Here is a 17,036-nt window from a genome sequence, read left to right as displayed (position 1 = left end):
TGCCCGTCCCGGGCGCCGAACCACGCCCCGCGGATGCCTGTGGACCGGGGCACCCGGGCGCGCTCCGCCGTCGTGCTAGAAGAGCTCGAGGCGGAAGGAGTGCCCCTGCACCAGGGTGGCGTGCCACTCCTTGGCCGAGGAGTCGGTGAGGCTGGCGACCTGGTCGATGACCGCGCGCAGACGCCCGGCGTCATCGGTGGCGGCGCGCCAGTCCGCGGCGAACAGCGGGTCCAGGTAGTGCTCGCCGGTGTCGTTGAGCAACGCGACGAGTTCGCTGAGGACCTCGAGCTGGCGCTGGTAGATGGGTTGGCGTTCCTGGCTGGTCATCACGTAGGCGGCGGCCAGGCCCTTCATCGCGGCGATCTCGTGGTCGGTCTCCTCGGGGATGATGAGCCGGCCATTGAATCGGGTCAGTCGGGTGGGGCCGTAGACGGCGCGGGTGGCCTCGTAGGCCGATTGGCAGAACCTGCCGATGAACTGGCTGGTCATGTCCTTCAACGCCGCTGCGCCCTTGCGGGACTGGTCGTAGTGTTCGACCCATTCGCCGGTGGCTTCCAGTCGCGCCAGGGCGGCGTCGATGGTGGCCGCGTCGACCTCGGGCAGGTACCAGCGTTGGGTGCAGTCGATGACACGGGCACGCTGGTCGGCATCGCGGATCCACTGCAGCTGGAAGCGGCCGGCGACGATGGCGTCCTCGACGTCGTGCACCGAGTAGGAGATGTCGTCTGCCAGGTCCATGACCTGGGCTTCCACGCACTTCTGCCGGGGTTCCGGTGCCACGGTGGCGCCGCCGTCGTGCCCGGAGCGCAGCCAGTCGAAGACGGGCCGGTCGTCCTCGTAGACCCCGAATTTGCCGGTCTGCTTGCCGTTGCGCACGGGGGCATCGTCGCGGCGCCACGGGTACTTGCAGGCGGCGTCGAGGGTGGCGCGGGTGAGGTTGAGGCCGGCCGGTGAGCCGTCGGCGCGGAACTTCTTGGTTTCCAGCCGGGTCAGCAGGCGCAGCGTCTGCGCGTTGCCTTCGAACCCGCCGATGTCGGCGGCCATGCCGTTCAGCGCCTTTTCCCCGTTGTGCCCGAACGGCGGGTGGCCGAGGTCGTGGGAGAGGCAGGCGGTGTCCACGACGTCCGGATCGCAGCCCAGCGTGGCGCCGAGTTCGCGGCCCACCTGGGCGACCTCGAGCGAGTGGGTGAGCCGGGTGCGCACGAAATCGTCCGAGTACGGGGCGACGACCTGGGTCTTGGCACCGAGGCGTCGCAGGGCCGAGGAGTGCAGGACGCGGGCGCGGTCGCGTTCGAAGCTGGTGCGGTACGACTTCTTTTCCGGTTCGGCGACCCAGCGTTCCTGGTCGAAGGCGGTGTAGCCGGCCGGGTTGCGGCGCAGGTCCGGCTCAGCCACCGGATACGTCCAGCTCGGCGGCCGAGATCTGCGCGCGGTGCTCCTCGCCCAGGGTGCGGCTGTCCAGCCAGCCGTCGGGCAGGTGCGGGCGCTTGGGTGATCCGGAGCGGCCGCGCGGGCCTTCGGCTCCCTCGCCCGGGTAGGGCGCTTCCGGGTCCAGCTGGGCGAGCAGTTCGGCGAGGACCTCGAGCGAGGGCACTGCTGCCAGGGCGGCGCGCAGTTCCCCGCCGACGGCGTAGCCCTTGAAGTACCAGGCGACGTGCTTGCGGATGTCGCGCAGGGCCTTGGGTTCGTCCTCGAAGTAGTCGACGAGGAGTTCGGCGTGGCGGTAGAAGCTGGCGGCGACCTCGGACAGGGTGGGGCGGAAGCGGCGTTCGGACCCCTCGAAGGCTGCCTGGATGTCCCCGAAGAGCCACGGGCGGCCCTGGCAGCCGCGGCCGATGACGACGCCGTCCACCCCGGTCTGCTCGACCATGGCGATGGCGTCCTCGGCGCTCCAGATGTCGCCGTTGCCCAGCACCGGGATGTCCGGCAGGGCGTTGCGCAGTTCGGCGATGGCGTTCCAGTCGGCGGTTCCGGAGTAGTGCTGGCTGGCGGTACGCCCGTGCAGGGCGACGGCTGCCACGCCGGCATCGCGGGCCATCTTGCCGGCCTCGATGAAGGTCAGGTGGTCCTCGTCGATGCCCTTGCGCATCTTGATGGTCAGCGGGATGTCGCCGCGGGCCGCCTCGCGGGTGGCGGCGTTCACGATGGCGGTGAACAGGTCGGTCTTCCACGGCAGGGCTGCTCCCCCGCCGCGGCGGGTGACCTTGGGAACGGGGCAGCCGAAGTTCAGGTCGATGTGGTCCGCACGGTCCTCTTCGACGATCAGGCGCACTGCGGCGCCCACGGTGGCCGGGTCCACCCCGTAGAGCTGCACGGAGCGGATGTCCTCGTCGTCGTCATGGGAGATGATCCGCATCGATTGCTCGTTGCGTTCGACCAGGGCGCGGGAGGTGACCATCTCGGCCACGTAGAGCCCGCCGCCGTATTCGCGGCAGAGCCGGCGGAATGCGGTATTGGTGATACCCGCCATCGGGGCCAGGACCACCGGGGTGTCCACGGTCAGCCGGCCGAGCTGCAGGGGTGGCAGCGCCAGCTTCGGCGGGGTCTGGGTATCGGGGGAAATCACGCTCACTCCCCCATTCTCTCAAATCCGTCCAAATCCGCCGAACGCCGGTGGCCGGACGGTGGACAACAGGCGCAACCCGACAGCACAGCACGTGTGCGCGTCGGGCCCCGGCTATCCGGCAGCCGAGGTTGCCGGCACGCCGCGGCGCGCGACGAAGTCCATGACGAGTTCGGCGAATTCGGCCGGTCGTTCGATTTGGGGCATGTGACCCGTGGAAGCGAACAAGTGGGTTTCGGCATGGGGCAGTTCCTCGGCGGCAGCCGCCAGCTGGCTGGAAGGCAGGATCAGGTCATGCTCACCCCAGACGATGAGGGTGGGTATTTCCAGTTGCCGCAGATCATCCAGCAGCGTCCGCCGCCACGTGATCCGCACCCCGCGGATGGTCCCCAGTTCCGCTGCCATCTCCAGCAGGGTCCGCACGTGGGCGGGCCTGCGGCCCAGACCCAGCGAGCGGGCGATGCGCTGCTCGGTCGCCAACGACTTGTCGCGGAAGAGGGCCCGAACGGTGCGGGCCGAGTTCGCGGCATTCGGACGGGCGAGCAACCGACCCAGCGGTCGCACGCTGAGGAGCTTCAACGCCATGGTGACCTCGGATCCGAAACCGGCGCTGTCGGCCAGTACCAGTCCCGCCGTGCGCTCGGGGTGCTTCGTCGCGAAGGCCATGGCGACGGCTCCCCCCAGCGAGTTGCCGACGATGGATACCGGGGTGTCGATGCCCAACGCCTGCAGGACTCCCGGGAGGACGCCGGCCAATCCGTCCAGGGTCGTTCTCCCTGGCAGCCGTTGGGAGTGGCCGAAACCGGGCAGGTCCAGGCTCACCACCCGGTGGCGCTGCGAGAGCAGTTCGTGCTGTTCGTTGAAGTCCTCGAGACTCTGGCCGATCCCGTGCAGCATCAGGAGGGGGCTCCCTTCGCCGGTGCTGCGGTAGCGGATCCTGATGCCGTCGACGGTGATCATGCCGACCCCGGGCAGTCCCCACGGGTCCTCCCCCGCGCGGCCGAATTCCATCTCGTCGGCAACGCTCCCCAACCGCAGCAGCATGAAATCCCTGATGTAGTTGTGGTGAAGTCGCCACGGGGACCTCGAACCCTGTTGGGGCAGGAGGTCGACATCGCGCAGCACGTACCCCGCTTGGAGGTCTATCAGCGGGTCGGTCGGAGCGCCGGCCAGTTCGGTGGGCGCGTGTGCCGTGGCGATCTGGTGGTGGTGCCGGTCCATGTATTTCAACAACCGGCCCATGTAGCGCGCGACCAGGTCCGACTTCAACGTCCAGGAGGCATTCGTGTAGCCGATGGTCAGCACAAGGTTGGGCACACCCTCGAGCATCATGCCCTTGTAGGTCAGCGTGCTGGGAACATCGACCCGACGACCATCAACGGCAAGGTCCATCCCACCCAGGAACAGCAGCTTCAGTCCCGTCGCGGTCACGATGACGTCGGCATCGATCGTGGCGCCGGAGACGAGGTCGATGCCGGTGGGGGTGATCTCCTTGATCTGGTCGGTCACGATGTCGGCCGATCCACTGCTGATGGCGCGGTAGAGGTCGGCATCGGGAATGGCACAGAGTCGTTGATCCCACGGTTCGTAGCTTGGCGCCAGGTGCGTATCGACGTCGTATCCCGCGGGCAGCTTCCGCTGGGCGGCGTTGCGCAGGATCGCCTTCATCCGCTCCGGCCGGCGGCGGCTGAGCTGATACGTGAACATGGAGTACGCGATCTTCTTGATTCTCAGGATGCGATAGGCAATCCCTTCGGGGACCCTGCCGCGGAGTCGATCCGCCGTTCGGTCCCGCGAGGAGACGGGGGCGATGTAGGTCGGCGACCGCTGGAGCATGGTCACCTGCGCTGCGGTCTTCGCCATGGAGGGAACCAGGGTGACTGCGGTCGCTCCGCTGCCAATGACCACCACGCGCTTGCCGGCATAGTCCAGCTCCGCGGGCCAGTGCTGGGGATGGACGATATCGCCCCCAAAGGATTCGGCACCCGGAATCGTGGGCGTGTACCCCTCGTCGTACCGGTAATAGCCGGTGCATATGGACAAGAAGTTGGAGGTGAAGACGACATCCTCGGTGCCACCCTCCGGCCTGCTCCGTCGCACCGTGACACTCCAGCGGGCCTGGGGCGTCGACCAGTCGGCACTGAGAACACGGTGGTCCAACCGGAGATGGGGTGCGATGCCCTCATCGGCGATGGTGTCGTGGATGTACTCACGGATGGATTCACCGTCGGCAATGGATTTCGGGTTGGTCCACGGGCGGAAAGCGTAACCCAGCGTGAACATGTCGGAGTCCGAGCGAATGCCGGGGTATCGAAAGAGGTCCCAGGTGCCGGCTGGTGCGCTGCGCGCTTCAAGGACCAGGAAGGACTTTTCGGGGCAGTCGCGCTTCAGGTGGCTGGCCGCCCCGATCCCGCTCAGACCGGCCCCGACGATCAGCACATCAACATGTTCCGTCATGGAAACAGGCTATCGACACAGTGTTGATTAAAGCAACGCCGCGTCGAAATTCTTGCTATCTTGTGGGTATGACCCCACGAGGACGCAGGGAATCACGCCCATCTGGCGACGACCGGCAGGCCGCGCTGCTCGCGACTGCCGAACGCCTCCTGGCCGAGAAGCCGTTTGATGACATCTCCATCGAGGACCTCGCGTCCGGTGCGGGCATTTCACGACCGAGCTTCTACTTCTACTTCTCCTCCAAGGACGAAGTCCTGCTGGCCCTGCTCGACCAGGTCATCACCGAGGTGGAAGGCCATGTCGCCTCCCTGCCCCGCGATTTCGGATCGGAACCGGCTGCCGCTTGGCGTCGGTCGATCGAGGTGTTCGTGGACGTGTTCACCGCGCACCGGGCCGTTGCCACCGCGGCCGTCGCCGCCATGTCGCGCAGCCAGGAAGTACACGACCTGTGGGCGAGATCGATGAAGTCCTGGATCAGCTACACGGCCGACGTGATCCGTGCGGAAAGGGCCAGGGGCGCTGCCCCCGAGGGCGCAGACGCCCTCGATCTCGCGACCGCGTTGAATTTGATGAACGAGCGGGTCCTCACAGCGGGCTTCGGGCGGGAGACCACCTCCATCAGCTCGTCCAACGTGCTCGATGTCCTGTCCGGCATCTGGCTTCACAGTATCTATGGCCAAGGAGAATGACATGTCCAGCATCACCACAGTCGCCGTACTCGGCACCGGCGTCCTCGGCGCCCAGATCGCCTTTCAGACGGCGTTCCACGGGTACCGGGTCCACGCCTACGACATCAACGAGGAGGCCCTGGACCGGGCCCGGACCCGCTTCGCCGAGCTCGCGGGGATCTACCAGCACGATCCAGCTGTCGGCGCCGCCGCCCACCAGACCGAAGCGGCCCTGCAGAACCTGCATCTGACCACCGATCTGGCCGAAGCGGTCGGAGATGCCGACCTGGTCATCGAGGCCGTCCCGGAAAAAATCGAGGTCAAGCGACGGCTGTACACCGAACTGGCGGATCTGGCACCGTCGAGGACCATCTTCGCCACCAACTCCTCGACCCTGCTGCCCAGTGACCTCAAGGACTTCACGGGTCGCCCGGGGAAGTTCCTGGCCCTGCACTATGCCAACCACGTCTGGCGTCAGAACACCGCCGAGGTCATGGGGACCACCGACACCGATCCAGCGGTGTACGAAACCGTCGTCGACTTCGCCCGGAACAGCGGCATGGTCCCCGTCGAGCTCAAGAAGGAAAAGGCGGGCTATGTCCTGAACTCGCTGCTCGTCCCCCTGCTCGACGCCGCCTCGGGACTGCTCGTGGAGGGCATTGCGGACCACGAAACCATCGACAAGACGTGGCGCATCGCCACCGGCGCACCCCTGGGCCCGTTCCAGATCTTCGACATCGTGGGGCTGACCACCGCGTACAACATCGCCAGCACCAATCCCTCCGAGAAGTCACAGGAGTTTGCGGCGATGCTCAAGCGCGACTTCATCGACCGGGGACACCTGGGAACTGCCAGCGGACAGGGTTTCTACACCTACTGACGCCTTCGCGAGCTCGGGAAACCCGGCATGAAAACGGCGGCGCTCCCACATCGGGGAGCACCGCCGTCGTACCCGTTGACCCCGGCAGGGGTGCGGGTCGGTGTTAGTTGGCGACGATGATCGTCGTGGTCACCACGGTGGCCTGCCCGGCGGCGATCAGCTCGTCCGTCAGATCGGCGAGCGGCGCCATGGCGTCATCGACTTCGAGCTTGACCGGGTATTGGTGGGCCAGCATGGCCAGCAGGCCGCGCACCGCCTCGCGGGCGTCGGAGTCGGACAGCGTGGGATCCCAGCCCATCAACACGTCGGCCGGGGCGTCGATGCGGTCCGGCTCGTAGCTGATCGCGAAGGAGAGGATCTTGCCGCCGGCGTCCTTGGGCTTGTCGCGCAGCACGATGGCGCCCTTGGCACCGGTGGCGTCGTTGAGCAGCATGGTCTGGGCGCGGCCCAGGGTCATCTGCGCACGGTCCCAGTCGTGGACCGCGTTGTAGTAGTCGGCGACGACCTGGGAGAGCTCGACGGATCCGGTGGCCGCCTCCTCCAGGGTCAGTCCGTCGTCGTCGAACACGGGCAGCTTCAGCGCGCCCGGTTCCACCACGACCCCGCGCGAACGCTGGACCTGTTCCTGGCCCAGCGACGAGGTGAACGCGGCGGCGGCCTCGCCCTCGGAGCCCTCGACCGTGTAGCGCGACTTCAGTGCCGTGACGCCGGACGGCGCCGGGAATTCACGCAACCGGCGCAGCAGTTCGGTGGCCACGCCCTGCCGGCGCAGCGCCGGGGCAACCTCGACGAAGAGCCACAGCCGCTCGGGGTGCAGCGAGGACTCGAAGAGCGTGCCGGCGCCTACCGGGATCCCGTCGTCGACGGCGACGAGCGTGCGCGCCCAGGGGTCGTCGCTGTCGGCGCGCAGCATGGTCCGGTCGATGTGGGCCTGGGGCGTGGAGGGGTCCCCGAGGATCTGCAGCAGCGCCAGGTCATCGCCTTCTTGCCACGGCCGGTAGGTGAGGTTGCTCATGTTGCTCCTGATGCGATTGAAGGGGGAAGAACGACGGGCCGGCTGCCGGGTGGCAGCCGGCCCGTGAAGGGGTCAGGCTCCGAGCAGTCGCCCGGCCAGGTAGGACTTCACCTGGTCCAGGGCGACGCGTTCCTGGCTCATGGTGTCGCGTTCACGGATGGTCACTGCCTGGTCCTCGAGCGTGTCGAAGTCGACCGTGATGCAGAACGGGGTGCCGATCTCATCCTGGCGGCGGTAGCGGCGGCCGATGGCCCCGGCGTCGTCGAAGTCGATGTTCCAGTGCTTGCGCAGCTCGGCGGCCAGGGCCTTCGCCTTGGGCGAGAGCTCCTCGTTGCGGCTCAGCGGCAGCACGGCAGCCTTGACCGGGGCCAGGCGCGGATCCAGCTTCAGGACGGTGCGCTTGTCCACGCCGCCCTTGGCGTTGGGGGCCTCGTCCTCGGTGTAGGCGTCGACCAGGAAGGCCATCATGGAGCGGGTCAGCCCGAAGGAAGGCTCGATGACGTACGGGGTGAACCGCTCGCCCGTGGCCTGGTTGAAGTAGCTCAGTTCGGTGCCCGAGCCCTTGGAGTGGGAACCGAGGTCGTAGTCGGTGCGGTTGGCCACGCCCATCAATTCGCCCCATTCGGAGCCCTTGAAGCCGAAGCGGTATTCGAAGTCGATGGTGCCTGCGGAGTAGTGCGCCCGCTCGTCCTCGGGGACATCGAACTGGCGCATGTTCTCGGGGTTGATGCCCAGGTCAAGGAACCAGGCCCAGCAGGAGTCGACCCATTCCTGGAAGAACTTGGGGGCATCCTCGGGGGCGGTGAAGAACTCGATCTCCATCTGCTCGAACTCGCGGGTGCGGAAGATGAAGTTGCCGGGGGTGATCTCGTTGCGGAAGGCCTTGCCGATCTGGCCGATGCCGAACGGCGGCTTCTTGCGCGAAACGGTGAGCACGTTGTTGAAGTTCACGAAGATGCCCTGGGCGGTCTCGGGGCGCAGGTAGGCCAGGCCGGACTCGTTGTCGACGGGGCCCAGGTAGGTCTTGATCAGGCCGGAGAACAGCTGCGGTTCGGTCCAGCCGCCCTTGGTGCCGCAGTCGGGGCAGACGATCTCGGACATGCCGTCCTGGGGCTCGCGCTTCTTCTTCTCCGTGAACGCCTCGATGAGGTGGTCCTGGCGGTGGCGCTTGTGGCACTGGGTGCATTCGACCAGCGGGTCGGTGAACGTCGCGACGTGCCCGGAGGCCTCCCAGACCTGCTTGGGCAGGATGATCGAGGAGTCCAGGCCGACCATGTCCTCACGGCCGCGGACGAAGTTCTGCCACCACTCGCGCTTGATGTTGTCCTTCAGTTCGGCGCCCAGTGGTCCGTAGTCCCACGCCGAGCGCGAACCGCCATAGATCTCACCGGCCTGGAAGACGAAACCGCGCCGTTTGGCGAGGGAGATGACCTGGTCGAGCTTGGACTGGGGCGCCATGAAATTAACTCCAATGGTCTACGAGGCCGCTGGTTGCGGTCCGTAACGGGGCAGGGATACCGGTCCAGCCTAACGCGAGCCCGACGTCGCCGGGGAATTGGCGGCTACTTCCGGGGCGTGCGCACCCGGGGCCGGTGTCCGGTGGGAATGCTGGCCAGGACGACGGCGACGAGGGTCAACACGGTGCCCAGGACGGTGGCGACCGCCACCACGGTGCCCGGTGCGGGCAGGATGATGTCGATGGCCAGGGAGCCGATCAGTTGCCCCGCTATCATGCACAAACCGGAGACCAGGACGCCCAGGGACCTGACCAACAGGGCGCCGATGGCAATGAACACGCACCCGAAGACGCCACCGGTGTAGAGCCACCACTCGGAGGGGAACTCGAGGTGGCGCGGTGCGGCCAGAGACGTGACGCCCCAGAGGATGAACAGTGCCGTTCCGCCGGTGAGGAAGTTCACCAGGGTCGCGGTGATCGGGGTGCCGTAGGCGGCTGTCTGGGTGCCGTTCATGGCCTGCTGGAAGCCCATGAACAGTCCGGCGCTGAAGGGCATGAGGATGGGGATCAGCCACACGAGTCCGCCGGCCGAGGTCTCCAGGCGCGGCGAGACGGCCCACAGCACGGCAATGATCATCAGCACGGCCCCTGCCATGCGCCGGGCGGTGACATAGCGTTTGCCGCCCGGGCCGAAACCGACCCTATCGACCATCAACCCGCTGATGGTCTGTCCGGTCACGATGGCCACGGTGAACAGGGCGACGCCGATCAGCGGGACGGCGTGGCTTTGGCCGAAGACGATGTAGCCGCCGCTCAGGCCGGCCAGCAGGTACCACCGCGGGAACTCACGCCCGGCTACGGCCCGTCGCATCGCGGCGAGTCCGGCCCGGCCCCGCGGCAGCAGGACCGAAACCAGGATCATCACCACGGTCCCCCCGGCAAAGCTGATGGCTGCCGCGGCATTGCCGTCGCCCATCTGTTCGGACAGGGCACCGTTGATCCGACCCTGGATGGGCATCATCAACCCGCCCACGATGGCCAGGGCCAGTCCGGCCCAGAGGGGAAGGTGGCGGGCGGTGGCGACCGGCGGGGATACAGAGTTCATCGCAGGTCATGCTAGTCGCGCATTGGCCGGTCGGCACAACGTGGAGGAAGATGAAGACATGACTTCTGCGCAGCCACAACCGATCACCATCCGCGACGATTCGATCCGCTTGGGCCAGCTGCTCAAATTGGCCGGCTTGGCCGAGGACGGTTTCCATGCCAAGGAACTCGTGGAGAACGGCATGGTCAAGGTCAACGGCGACATCGAGACGCGCCGTGGCAAGCAGCTGCACGGCGGCGATGTCGTCACCTTGGGCGAGGAGTCAGTGGTCGTCGAGGCCGAATAGGCCCGCTCCCCCGGCTACTCCCAGCCCAGCGCCACGAGCCCCTGGGCCTCGGCAACGGCCAGACCGGCATCGCGGGCAGCCTGTGCAAATTGCCGGGACTGCTCCAGGATCGACGCGGGCAGTGCCTGCCCGGCGGCCACCCGGGTGCCGGCGGCCCGTCCCGTGATCACCAGTCCCTGCGCTTCGAGTTCACGGTAGGACTTCGCGACCGTCCCCGGGGCTAGCCGCAGATCCCCGGCCAGTTGGCGTACCGGCGGCAGTTTCGCATCTGCCGGCAGCACTCCGGAACGGATCAATGCCGTGAACTGCACCCGGATTTGTTCCGAGGGTCCCGACGGGTCGTCGGCATCGACGGAGATCACCGCTGGGCCCCTCTTGTTCGCCGGCGCCCGACCTGCCCCGCAGGTGATCGCTGGTTGCCCAGGATCCAGGACATGAACGTTGCGCCCAGCACGGCCACGACCCCCAGCAGGACCAGGGCGGCGACGACCACTGCCACTCCGGCCCAGAGCGTGGGCACGTCCACACCGGCCAGGCCGCCGCCCTCCGACACGGCTCCGCCCGGGATGTTCCGGGCGGCGTTGATCAGCGCCGGTCCGGCCATCAATGCCAACAGGGCCAGTTGGAGTGCCAGCAGTGCGCTGGTTCCCGCCGAGAGGGCGAAGCCCACGCAGGTACGCACCGCGTCGTCGAAGGCCACCAGGCCGGCAGCCCTCAACCGCGGGCGCCGGGCGTTGCGGTGCAGTGCCCAACCCAGCAGCAGCGCCGAAACCAGCAGGACCACGATGACGGGAATCCCGTAGTACCACCCGGGGAAGGGGCCCGCTGTCCCGCTGGCCAGTCCGAGTTGGCCCGGCACCGGAGGCGCCTTGATGGCATAGCCATATTCGCGCGACCTGCCCGATTCGTCCTGGGTGGCCAGCAGTCCCGCGACGATGACCGAGGCCAGGGTCGCGGCCACCAGCAGGGCCGGGAGCATGTACCCCCAAGATGGCCCGAAGCCGCCGGCGCGGCGCGTGGTGATATCCGCATGGGTGGTCGTGGACGCGGTGGGCGCCGGCTCGTCCGGCAGGGGCCACAGGCCATACGTTCCGGTCAGGGCCAGCAGGGCCAGTGACGGCGCGAGGACAACGGGCAGTCCCGCGGCGGCAGGCCATACGGCTTGCACGCCCAGCGACAGCACCACCACCGCTGCCACCGCGACGACGGCGGCACCGCCGCGACGACGCAGGGCGCCGAGCAGGGCAGTGGCTTCCACCGCCGCCGGCGATCCGGGCTCCGGCAGGAGCCGACCGGGAAGGACGGCGCGGCGTCGAACCAGGCGTGCCGCGCGCAGCGCCACGACCGCCGCCACCACGATGACCACCAGCAACACCAGCACACCGCTCATGATCCACGTCCTCAGGTCGGCAGCCTTGAGGCCGCTTGTATCAATGCACCAATACAAGCACCGTCGCATTCTTGTGTCAATGGAATGGCACAAGAAGTTCGTGCCTCGCCGTCAACCGGCCGGGTCAGGCCCCCAGCACGTGGTGGCGCAGGAACTCGGAGACGTGCTTCATCTCCGGCTCCGAGACGCTGTGGGTCATGCCGGCGTAGAGCATCTTGGTCAGATCCGTATGCCCGGTGGCCCAATCAAGGGTGAACTCGATCTTGTCCTCGGTGATGACAGTGTCGGCCTGGCCGCGGCCCCAGAACAATGGCCGTTTGGCCGCACGGGTGGCCTCGTCGTCGAAGAACTCGTGGCCCTCCGCGGGGATGGCGAATCCCGACAAGCCGACGACGGCGGCAATCTCCTCGGGGCGATGACGCAGGACCGAGGTGGCCACCGCCATGCCCATCGAGAACCCCAGGACGGTGACGGAGGAGTGCTGGTCCTTCACGGAATCGATCCAGGCCCACACGTTGGAGACCGCTTCCACCACGCGCTCGGTGGAGTAATCGGGTTCGTGCATCAGTGGGAACCAGGTGTACCCCGGCCCCATGGCAAAGGGGGCCCTGACCGAGGCCAACGTGAATTCCCCGGGCAGCATCGGGGCCAGGCCGATCAGGTCCTTTTCGTGGGAGAGGTAGCCGTGGAAGAGCACGAGCAGCGGGGTACCGGCACGCTCGGCTTCCGGGCGTGACCAGACAACAACGGGCTGGGGCAAGGTGTCAGTCATGCGGCCATTGAATCACGGAGACCCCCACGGGTGGTGAACTTCGTTGCCCAGTGAAACAATGTACCCGTGAGTAGCGAAGAACCAGCAGCAATCGACCAGCAGGACTCCCCCACCGGCACCGCCGAACGCCATCCGTGGCGCCGCATGGTGTCACTCGGCGATTCCTTCACCGAAGGCATCGGCGACCCGGACCCCCGGAGCCCCGGAGGCAACCGCGGCTGGGCAGACCGTGTTGCCGAGCAACTCAGCCACGGCGTCGACGACTTCGCCTACGCCAACCTGGCGATCCGCGGACGGCTGGTCCGCCAGATCCAGGCCGAGCAACTGGACCCGGCCATCGCCCTGAAGCCTGACCTGATCACCGTCTGCGCCGGCGGCAACGACGTGTTGCGACCGGGCGGTGACCCCGACGCGTTGGCCGTGGTCATGGACGACTTCGTCGGGCGTCTGGCCGCCACCGGAGCCACGGTGCTCCTGTTCAACGGCCCGGACATCGGCGAAACCCCGGTACTGGGATCCATGCGTGGCCGGGTGGCCATCTACAACGAGAACCTGCGCATCGTAGCTGCACGCCACGACGCCATCGTCGCCGACATGTGGGCACTGCGTGAGTTGCACCAGCCGCGCATGTGGGCACCGGACCGGCTGCACTTCTCCCCGTTGGGCCACCACACGATCGCGATGATGGTCCTGGACACCCTCAACGTGGAGCATGGGCTCAAACCCCTGGAGGCGCTCCCGGCCACCACGAAGCCGTGGCGCACTGCCCGCCGGGAGGACCTGGTCTGGGCCCGGACCCACCTGGCCCCCTGGGTCCTGCGCCGTCTGCGTCACCAGTCCAGCGGTGACGGCATCACGCCGAAGCGTCCCGAGGCCACGCCGTTCACCCCGATGTCGGGGAGCCACAGCATCGGCGCCGGCGACCCGCAGGACGCCTCGGAGTAGTCGGCCCTCCCCGGCTCAGGCGAAGAGCCCCGCCCGGAGCACCTGGTTCAGCTGCTCGACGTCGGTGAGGAACCCGTCGTGTCCGATCGGGGAGTTGATGTAGTGCACTGGCGGCTTCCCGGCCAGTGCGGCCGCCAGACGTTCTGACTGCCCGGGGACGTAGAGCCGGTCGCTGTCGACGGCGGCGATGAAGAATTCCACGGACCCGGCGCGGGCGAGGGCTGCCTCGAGCCCGCCGCGTCCGCGTCCGACGTCGTGCCCCACCAGCGCCTCGGTGAGCACGATGTAGGAGTTGGCGTCGAAGCGCCCGACCAGTTTTCCGGCCTGGTGGTCCAGGTAGCTTTCGACCTGGTAGCGCCCGCGCGCCGAGTCGGAGCTGCCGAACGGGTCCTCTTCGCCCTGGCCCTCATGCCCGAAGCGGATCTCCAGCTCGGGCTCGGACCGGTAGGTGATGTGGGCCAGCCGGCGGGCGATGCCCAGCCCGTCGACGGGCCCGGTCCCGTCGGTGTAGTAGTCGCCACCCCGGAACGCGGGATCCAGGCGGATGGACTGGGTCTGGATCTGGCCGAACGCCACCTGTTCCGCGGAGGCGACGGCGGTGGCGGCGATGACCGCGCAGCGGGCCACCCGGTCGGGGTACTCGATGGCCCATTCCAGCGCGCGCGCTCCGCCGAGGGAACCGCCCACCACAGAGTGCCAGCGCTGGATGCCGAGGTAGTCGGCCAGTCGTGCCTCGGTGCGCACCGAATCCCTCACGGTTGTGAACGGGAAGCGCGATCCCCACGGCTGCCCGTCCGGGTCGGGGCTGGCCGGGCCGGTTGACCCGTAGCAGCCGCCGACCATGTTCGGCGCGACCACGAAGAACCGGTCGGTGTCGATGGTCTTGCCGGGCCCGACGAACCCGTCCCACCACCCGTCCTCCCGGCCGTGGCCGCGGGAGACATGGGTGTCCCCGGTCAGCGCGTGCAGCAGCAGGACCGCGTTGGAGGCGTCGGCGTTCAGCGTCCCCCAGGTCTCGTAGCCGATCATCACTTCGGGCAGCCAGCCGCCCGTCTCGAACCGGTAGCCACCGATCGGGACGCACTTCAGGATGCCGTCGCGGATGACCGGCGTACTGCCGGTGCGCAGCTGTCCCCTCACGTTGTCGACGCCCTGGGTCACCGGGCGGCCTGGGATTCCCCGCCGGCGGGCACTGCGGTGGCGGTGGCGGCGTCGAACCCGAGCTCCAGGTCAGCGATGATGTCGTCTATGTGCTCGATGCCCACGGAGAGGCGGACCAGTCCCGGGCTCACCCCTGCGGCGACCTGCTCGGCCTCGCTGAGTTGGGAGTGGGTGGTGGAGGCCGGGTGGATGACCAGCGAGCGGACATCGCCGATGTTCGCGACGTTGGAGTGCAGTTCTAAACCGTCGACGAAGGCACGCCCGGCGGCCTCGCCACCGGCGATCTCGAAGGCCAGGACCGCACCAGTGCCGCGGGGCCCGTACGTGCGGCCGCGGTCATGCCAGCGGCTGGAGGCCAGCCCGGCGAAGGCCACGGATTCGACCTGGGCGTGGGCCTCGAGCCATTCGGCGACCTTCTGCGCGTTTTCCACGTGGCGTTCCATCCGCAGGCTCAGGGTTTCCAGGCCCTGCGCGATGAGGAATGCGTTGAAGGGGGCGACGGCGGAGCCCAGGTCGCGCAGCAACTGCACGCGCGCCTTGAGGATGTACGCCAGGTTGGCGCCCAGTGCTCCGTTGACGCCGAGGTCGCGGGCGAAGACCAGTCCGTTGTAGGACTCGTCGGGGGTGTTGAAGCCGGGGAACTTGTCGGGATCCTGCGCGAAGTCGAACGTGCCCGAGTCCACGATGACCCCGGCGACGGCGGTGCCGTGGCCACCGAGGTACTTGGTGGCCGAGTGCACCACGATGTCGGCGCCCCATTCGAACGGGCGGATCAGGTACGGGGTGGCCAGGGTGTTGTCCACGATCAGCGGAACGCCGGCGGCGTGGGCCACCTCGCTGACACCCTCGATGTCCAGCACGTCCTGGCGCGGGTTGGAGACCACCTCGCCGAAGAAGGCCTTCGTGTTCGGTTGCACGGCGGCACGCCACTCGTCGATGTTGTCCGGGTCGGCCACGAATGTGACCTCGATGCCCAGCCGGCGCAGCGTGTGCTTGAGCAGGTTCTGCGTTCCGCCGTAGAGGCTCGGGCTGGCCACGATGTGGTCACCCGTTCCGGCGACGTTGAGGATCGAGAAGGTGGTGGCCGCCTGCCCGGAGGCCAGCAGCAGTGCGCCGACGCCGCCCTCGAGGTCGGCGATGCGGTTCTCCACCGCTTCCTGCGTGGGGTTGCCGATGCGCGTGTAGATCGGCTCCAGTTCCTGCAGGGCGAACCGTGCGGCCGCACTCTCGGCACTCGGGAAGACGAACGACGTCGTCTGGTAGATCGGCAGTGCCCGGGCCCCGGTGGCCGGATCGGGGGTCTGGCCTGCGTGGACCTGGCGGGTTTCAAAAGACCATGATGCGGACATGTGTTGTCCCCTTCTACTGCTCAGGGGTCCCTGTTCCGCGCCACCCCGTGGGGTGCCGGGAGGTGACCCGCGCTTGCCCGTTCTCCAGCTGGAGGCGGACCTGGTCTTCACCCGGGGCACCCCACCGCGAGTGGAGGGTTGCCGGCCAGCAAACCGGGGTTTTGCGCTGGCACTCATGACCTGCATCCAGTGTTCTAGATCCCCCGCGGTCCCGCAACCCATGGGCACCCAATATGACGGCGTGCGCAACAATCGCCGGCAGCGCGGGACGGTGGACGCAGGCCGAATGACTTAGGTGACCCTAAGTCGAGACACACCTCACAAAGTGCCATCATGAACGCATGATGAGGTTGGATCACGTTTCATACGCATGCGGACCAGACGGGCTGGCCGCCACGGCCTCCCGTGTAGCCAAGACCCTGGGGATCGAGTCGGTCAAGGGCGGCATCCATCCCCGATTCGGGACCAGGAACGTCATTTTCCCGTTGCAGAACACGCAGTACCTGGAGGTCGTGGAGGTCCTGGACCACCCGGCCTCGGACAAGGCCCCGTTCGGGCAGGCGGTGCGCGCCCGCTCCGAGATGGGCGGCGGCTGGATGGGCTGGTGTGTCTGCGTCGACGACCTGGCACCGTTCGAGGAACGCCTGGGCCGCTCCTCCGTTCCGGGTAACCGCAAGTTCCCCGACGGCCAGGAACTGACCTGGCAGCAGATCGGCATCAAGGGCCTGATCGCCGACCCGCAGGTGCCCTACATGCTGCGGTGGGACGACGGCACCGAGCACCTGCACCCGTCCAAGGCGCTGGAGCCCACCAGCCGCATCTCCGGCATCACCATCGCCGGTTCGGTCGAGCGGGTGCGCGAGTGGCTGGGCACCCCGGCCGCGTCGCCGCTGGAGGATGTCGACGTCGAATGGGAGGCGCCCAACGGCACCCCGGGCATCATGTCCGTGACCTTCGAGACCCCGCAGGGAACCATCACCCTCTGATCC

The 17,036-nt window shown here is 67.8% G+C and carries 16 protein-coding genes and 1 riboswitch; of the genes, 5 read left to right on the top strand and 11 right to left on the bottom strand.

Features of this window, described 5'->3' with window-relative positions; all coding sequences use genetic code 11:
• Window positions 1–75: 75 nt before the first annotated feature.
• The 3 genes from ABD088_RS13640 to ABD088_RS13630 form a co-directional block, all read right to left on the bottom strand.
• Window positions 76–1,395 (bottom strand): deoxyguanosinetriphosphate triphosphohydrolase, encoded by a 1,320-nt coding sequence (locus ABD088_RS13640; protein WP_343902498.1) that lies wholly within the window; start codon window positions 1,393–1,395, stop codon window positions 76–78.
• Window positions 1,388–2,566, bottom strand: coding sequence for a tRNA dihydrouridine synthase DusB (gene dusB / locus ABD088_RS13635; protein WP_372710434.1), 1,179 nt, complete (start codon window positions 2,564–2,566; stop codon window positions 1,388–1,390). Before dusB ends, ABD088_RS13640 begins: the two co-directional genes overlap by 8 nt.
• A 111-nt stretch (window positions 2,567–2,677) precedes the next feature.
• Entirely contained in the window at window positions 2,678–5,020 is a 2,343-nt protein-coding gene (locus tag ABD088_RS13630; RefSeq protein ID WP_343902496.1) for an alpha/beta fold hydrolase, read from the bottom strand.
• A 68-nt stretch (window positions 5,021–5,088) separates the two neighbouring features.
• Here ABD088_RS13630 and ABD088_RS13625 point away from each other — a divergent pair, with 68 nt between their 5' ends.
• The gene (locus ABD088_RS13625) at window positions 5,089–5,709 is read left to right on the top strand and encodes a TetR/AcrR family transcriptional regulator (RefSeq protein WP_343902495.1); all 621 of its coding nucleotides are present in this window, start codon (window positions 5,089–5,091) and stop codon (window positions 5,707–5,709) included.
• Between the two features lies 1 nt (window position 5,710).
• On the top strand, window positions 5,711–6,568 hold the full coding sequence (locus ABD088_RS13620; protein WP_343902494.1) for a 3-hydroxyacyl-CoA dehydrogenase: 858 nt from the start codon (window positions 5,711–5,713) through the stop codon (window positions 6,566–6,568).
• A gap of 103 nt (window positions 6,569–6,671) precedes the next feature.
• Here the strand turns inward: ABD088_RS13620 and ABD088_RS13615 are convergent, their stop codons facing one another.
• The 3 genes from ABD088_RS13615 to ABD088_RS13605 all read right to left on the bottom strand — a co-directional run bounded on the left by ABD088_RS13615 (window position 6,672) and on the right by ABD088_RS13605 (window position 10,144).
• Entirely contained in the window at window positions 6,672–7,583 is a 912-nt protein-coding gene (locus tag ABD088_RS13615) for a GNAT family N-acetyltransferase (protein ID WP_343902493.1), read from the bottom strand.
• A gap of 72 nt (window positions 7,584–7,655) precedes the next feature.
• Window positions 7,656–9,041 (bottom strand): glycine--tRNA ligase, encoded by a 1,386-nt coding sequence (locus ABD088_RS13610; RefSeq protein WP_343902492.1) that lies wholly within the window; start codon window positions 9,039–9,041, stop codon window positions 7,656–7,658.
• Window positions 9,042–9,145: 104 nt separating this feature from the next.
• On the bottom strand, window positions 9,146–10,144 hold the full coding sequence (locus ABD088_RS13605) for a DMT family transporter (RefSeq protein ID WP_343902491.1): 999 nt from the start codon (window positions 10,142–10,144) through the stop codon (window positions 9,146–9,148).
• A gap of 58 nt (window positions 10,145–10,202) precedes the next feature.
• Here ABD088_RS13605 and ABD088_RS13600 point away from each other — a divergent pair, with 58 nt between their 5' ends.
• The gene (locus ABD088_RS13600; protein WP_343902490.1) at window positions 10,203–10,430 is read left to right on the top strand and encodes an RNA-binding S4 domain-containing protein; all 228 of its coding nucleotides are present in this window, start codon (window positions 10,203–10,205) and stop codon (window positions 10,428–10,430) included.
• A 14-nt stretch (window positions 10,431–10,444) separates the two neighbouring features.
• On the opposite strand, the gene ABD088_RS13595 is transcribed toward ABD088_RS13600, so the two are convergent.
• The 3 genes from ABD088_RS13595 to ABD088_RS13585 all read right to left on the bottom strand — a co-directional run bounded on the left by ABD088_RS13595 (window position 10,445) and on the right by ABD088_RS13585 (window position 12,592).
• Window positions 10,445–10,792: a GntR family transcriptional regulator gene (locus tag ABD088_RS13595; RefSeq protein ID WP_343902489.1), complete on the bottom strand. Its 348-nt coding sequence runs from the start codon at window positions 10,790–10,792 to the stop codon at window positions 10,445–10,447.
• Window positions 10,789–11,820, bottom strand: a complete 1,032-nt coding sequence (locus ABD088_RS13590; protein ID WP_343902488.1) for a hypothetical protein — start codon at window positions 11,818–11,820, stop codon at window positions 10,789–10,791. The genes ABD088_RS13595 and ABD088_RS13590 overlap by 4 nt, the downstream gene beginning before the upstream one ends.
• 124 nt (window positions 11,821–11,944) lie before the next feature.
• A complete protein-coding gene (locus ABD088_RS13585) occupies window positions 11,945–12,592 on the bottom strand; it encodes an alpha/beta hydrolase (RefSeq protein ID WP_343902487.1) in 648 nt (215 codons plus the stop codon).
• Between the two features lie 144 nt (window positions 12,593–12,736).
• On the opposite strand from ABD088_RS13585, the gene ABD088_RS13580 reads away from it, so the two are divergent.
• Complete coding sequence (locus tag ABD088_RS13580) at window positions 12,737–13,537, top strand: SGNH/GDSL hydrolase family protein (protein WP_343902547.1); 801 nt, start codon at window positions 12,737–12,739, stop codon at window positions 13,535–13,537.
• Window positions 13,538–13,552: 15 nt separating this feature from the next.
• Here the strand turns inward: ABD088_RS13580 and metX are convergent, their stop codons facing one another.
• On the bottom strand, window positions 13,553–14,641 hold the full coding sequence (gene metX, locus ABD088_RS13575) for a homoserine O-acetyltransferase MetX (RefSeq protein ID WP_343902546.1): 1,089 nt from the start codon (window positions 14,639–14,641) through the stop codon (window positions 13,553–13,555).
• A 53-nt stretch (window positions 14,642–14,694) separates the two neighbouring features.
• The gene (locus ABD088_RS13570) at window positions 14,695–16,047 is read right to left on the bottom strand and encodes a bifunctional o-acetylhomoserine/o-acetylserine sulfhydrylase (RefSeq protein WP_343902486.1); all 1,353 of its coding nucleotides are present in this window, start codon (window positions 16,045–16,047) and stop codon (window positions 14,695–14,697) included.
• A 64-nt stretch (window positions 16,048–16,111) separates the two neighbouring features.
• A riboswitch (SAM riboswitch) is annotated at window positions 16,112–16,228 on the bottom strand.
• A 160-nt stretch (window positions 16,229–16,388) separates the two neighbouring features.
• Between ABD088_RS13570 and ABD088_RS13565 the strand changes: the two genes are divergently transcribed.
• Window positions 16,389–17,033 carry a VOC family protein gene (locus ABD088_RS13565; RefSeq protein WP_343902485.1) on the top strand — a complete coding sequence of 215 codons (645 nt, stop codon included), beginning with the start codon at window positions 16,389–16,391 and terminating at the stop codon, window positions 17,031–17,033.
• The last annotated feature ends 3 nt before the right edge of the window (window positions 17,034–17,036 follow it).

Source organism: Arthrobacter rhombi (genome assembly GCF_039526245.1).
In the GTDB taxonomy this organism is placed as follows: Bacteria; Actinomycetota; Actinomycetes; order Actinomycetales; family Micrococcaceae; genus Arthrobacter_H; species Arthrobacter_H rhombi.
The sequence above is the reverse complement of the archived record's forward strand: the minus strand, read 5'-3'. Positions and strand labels throughout refer to the sequence as shown.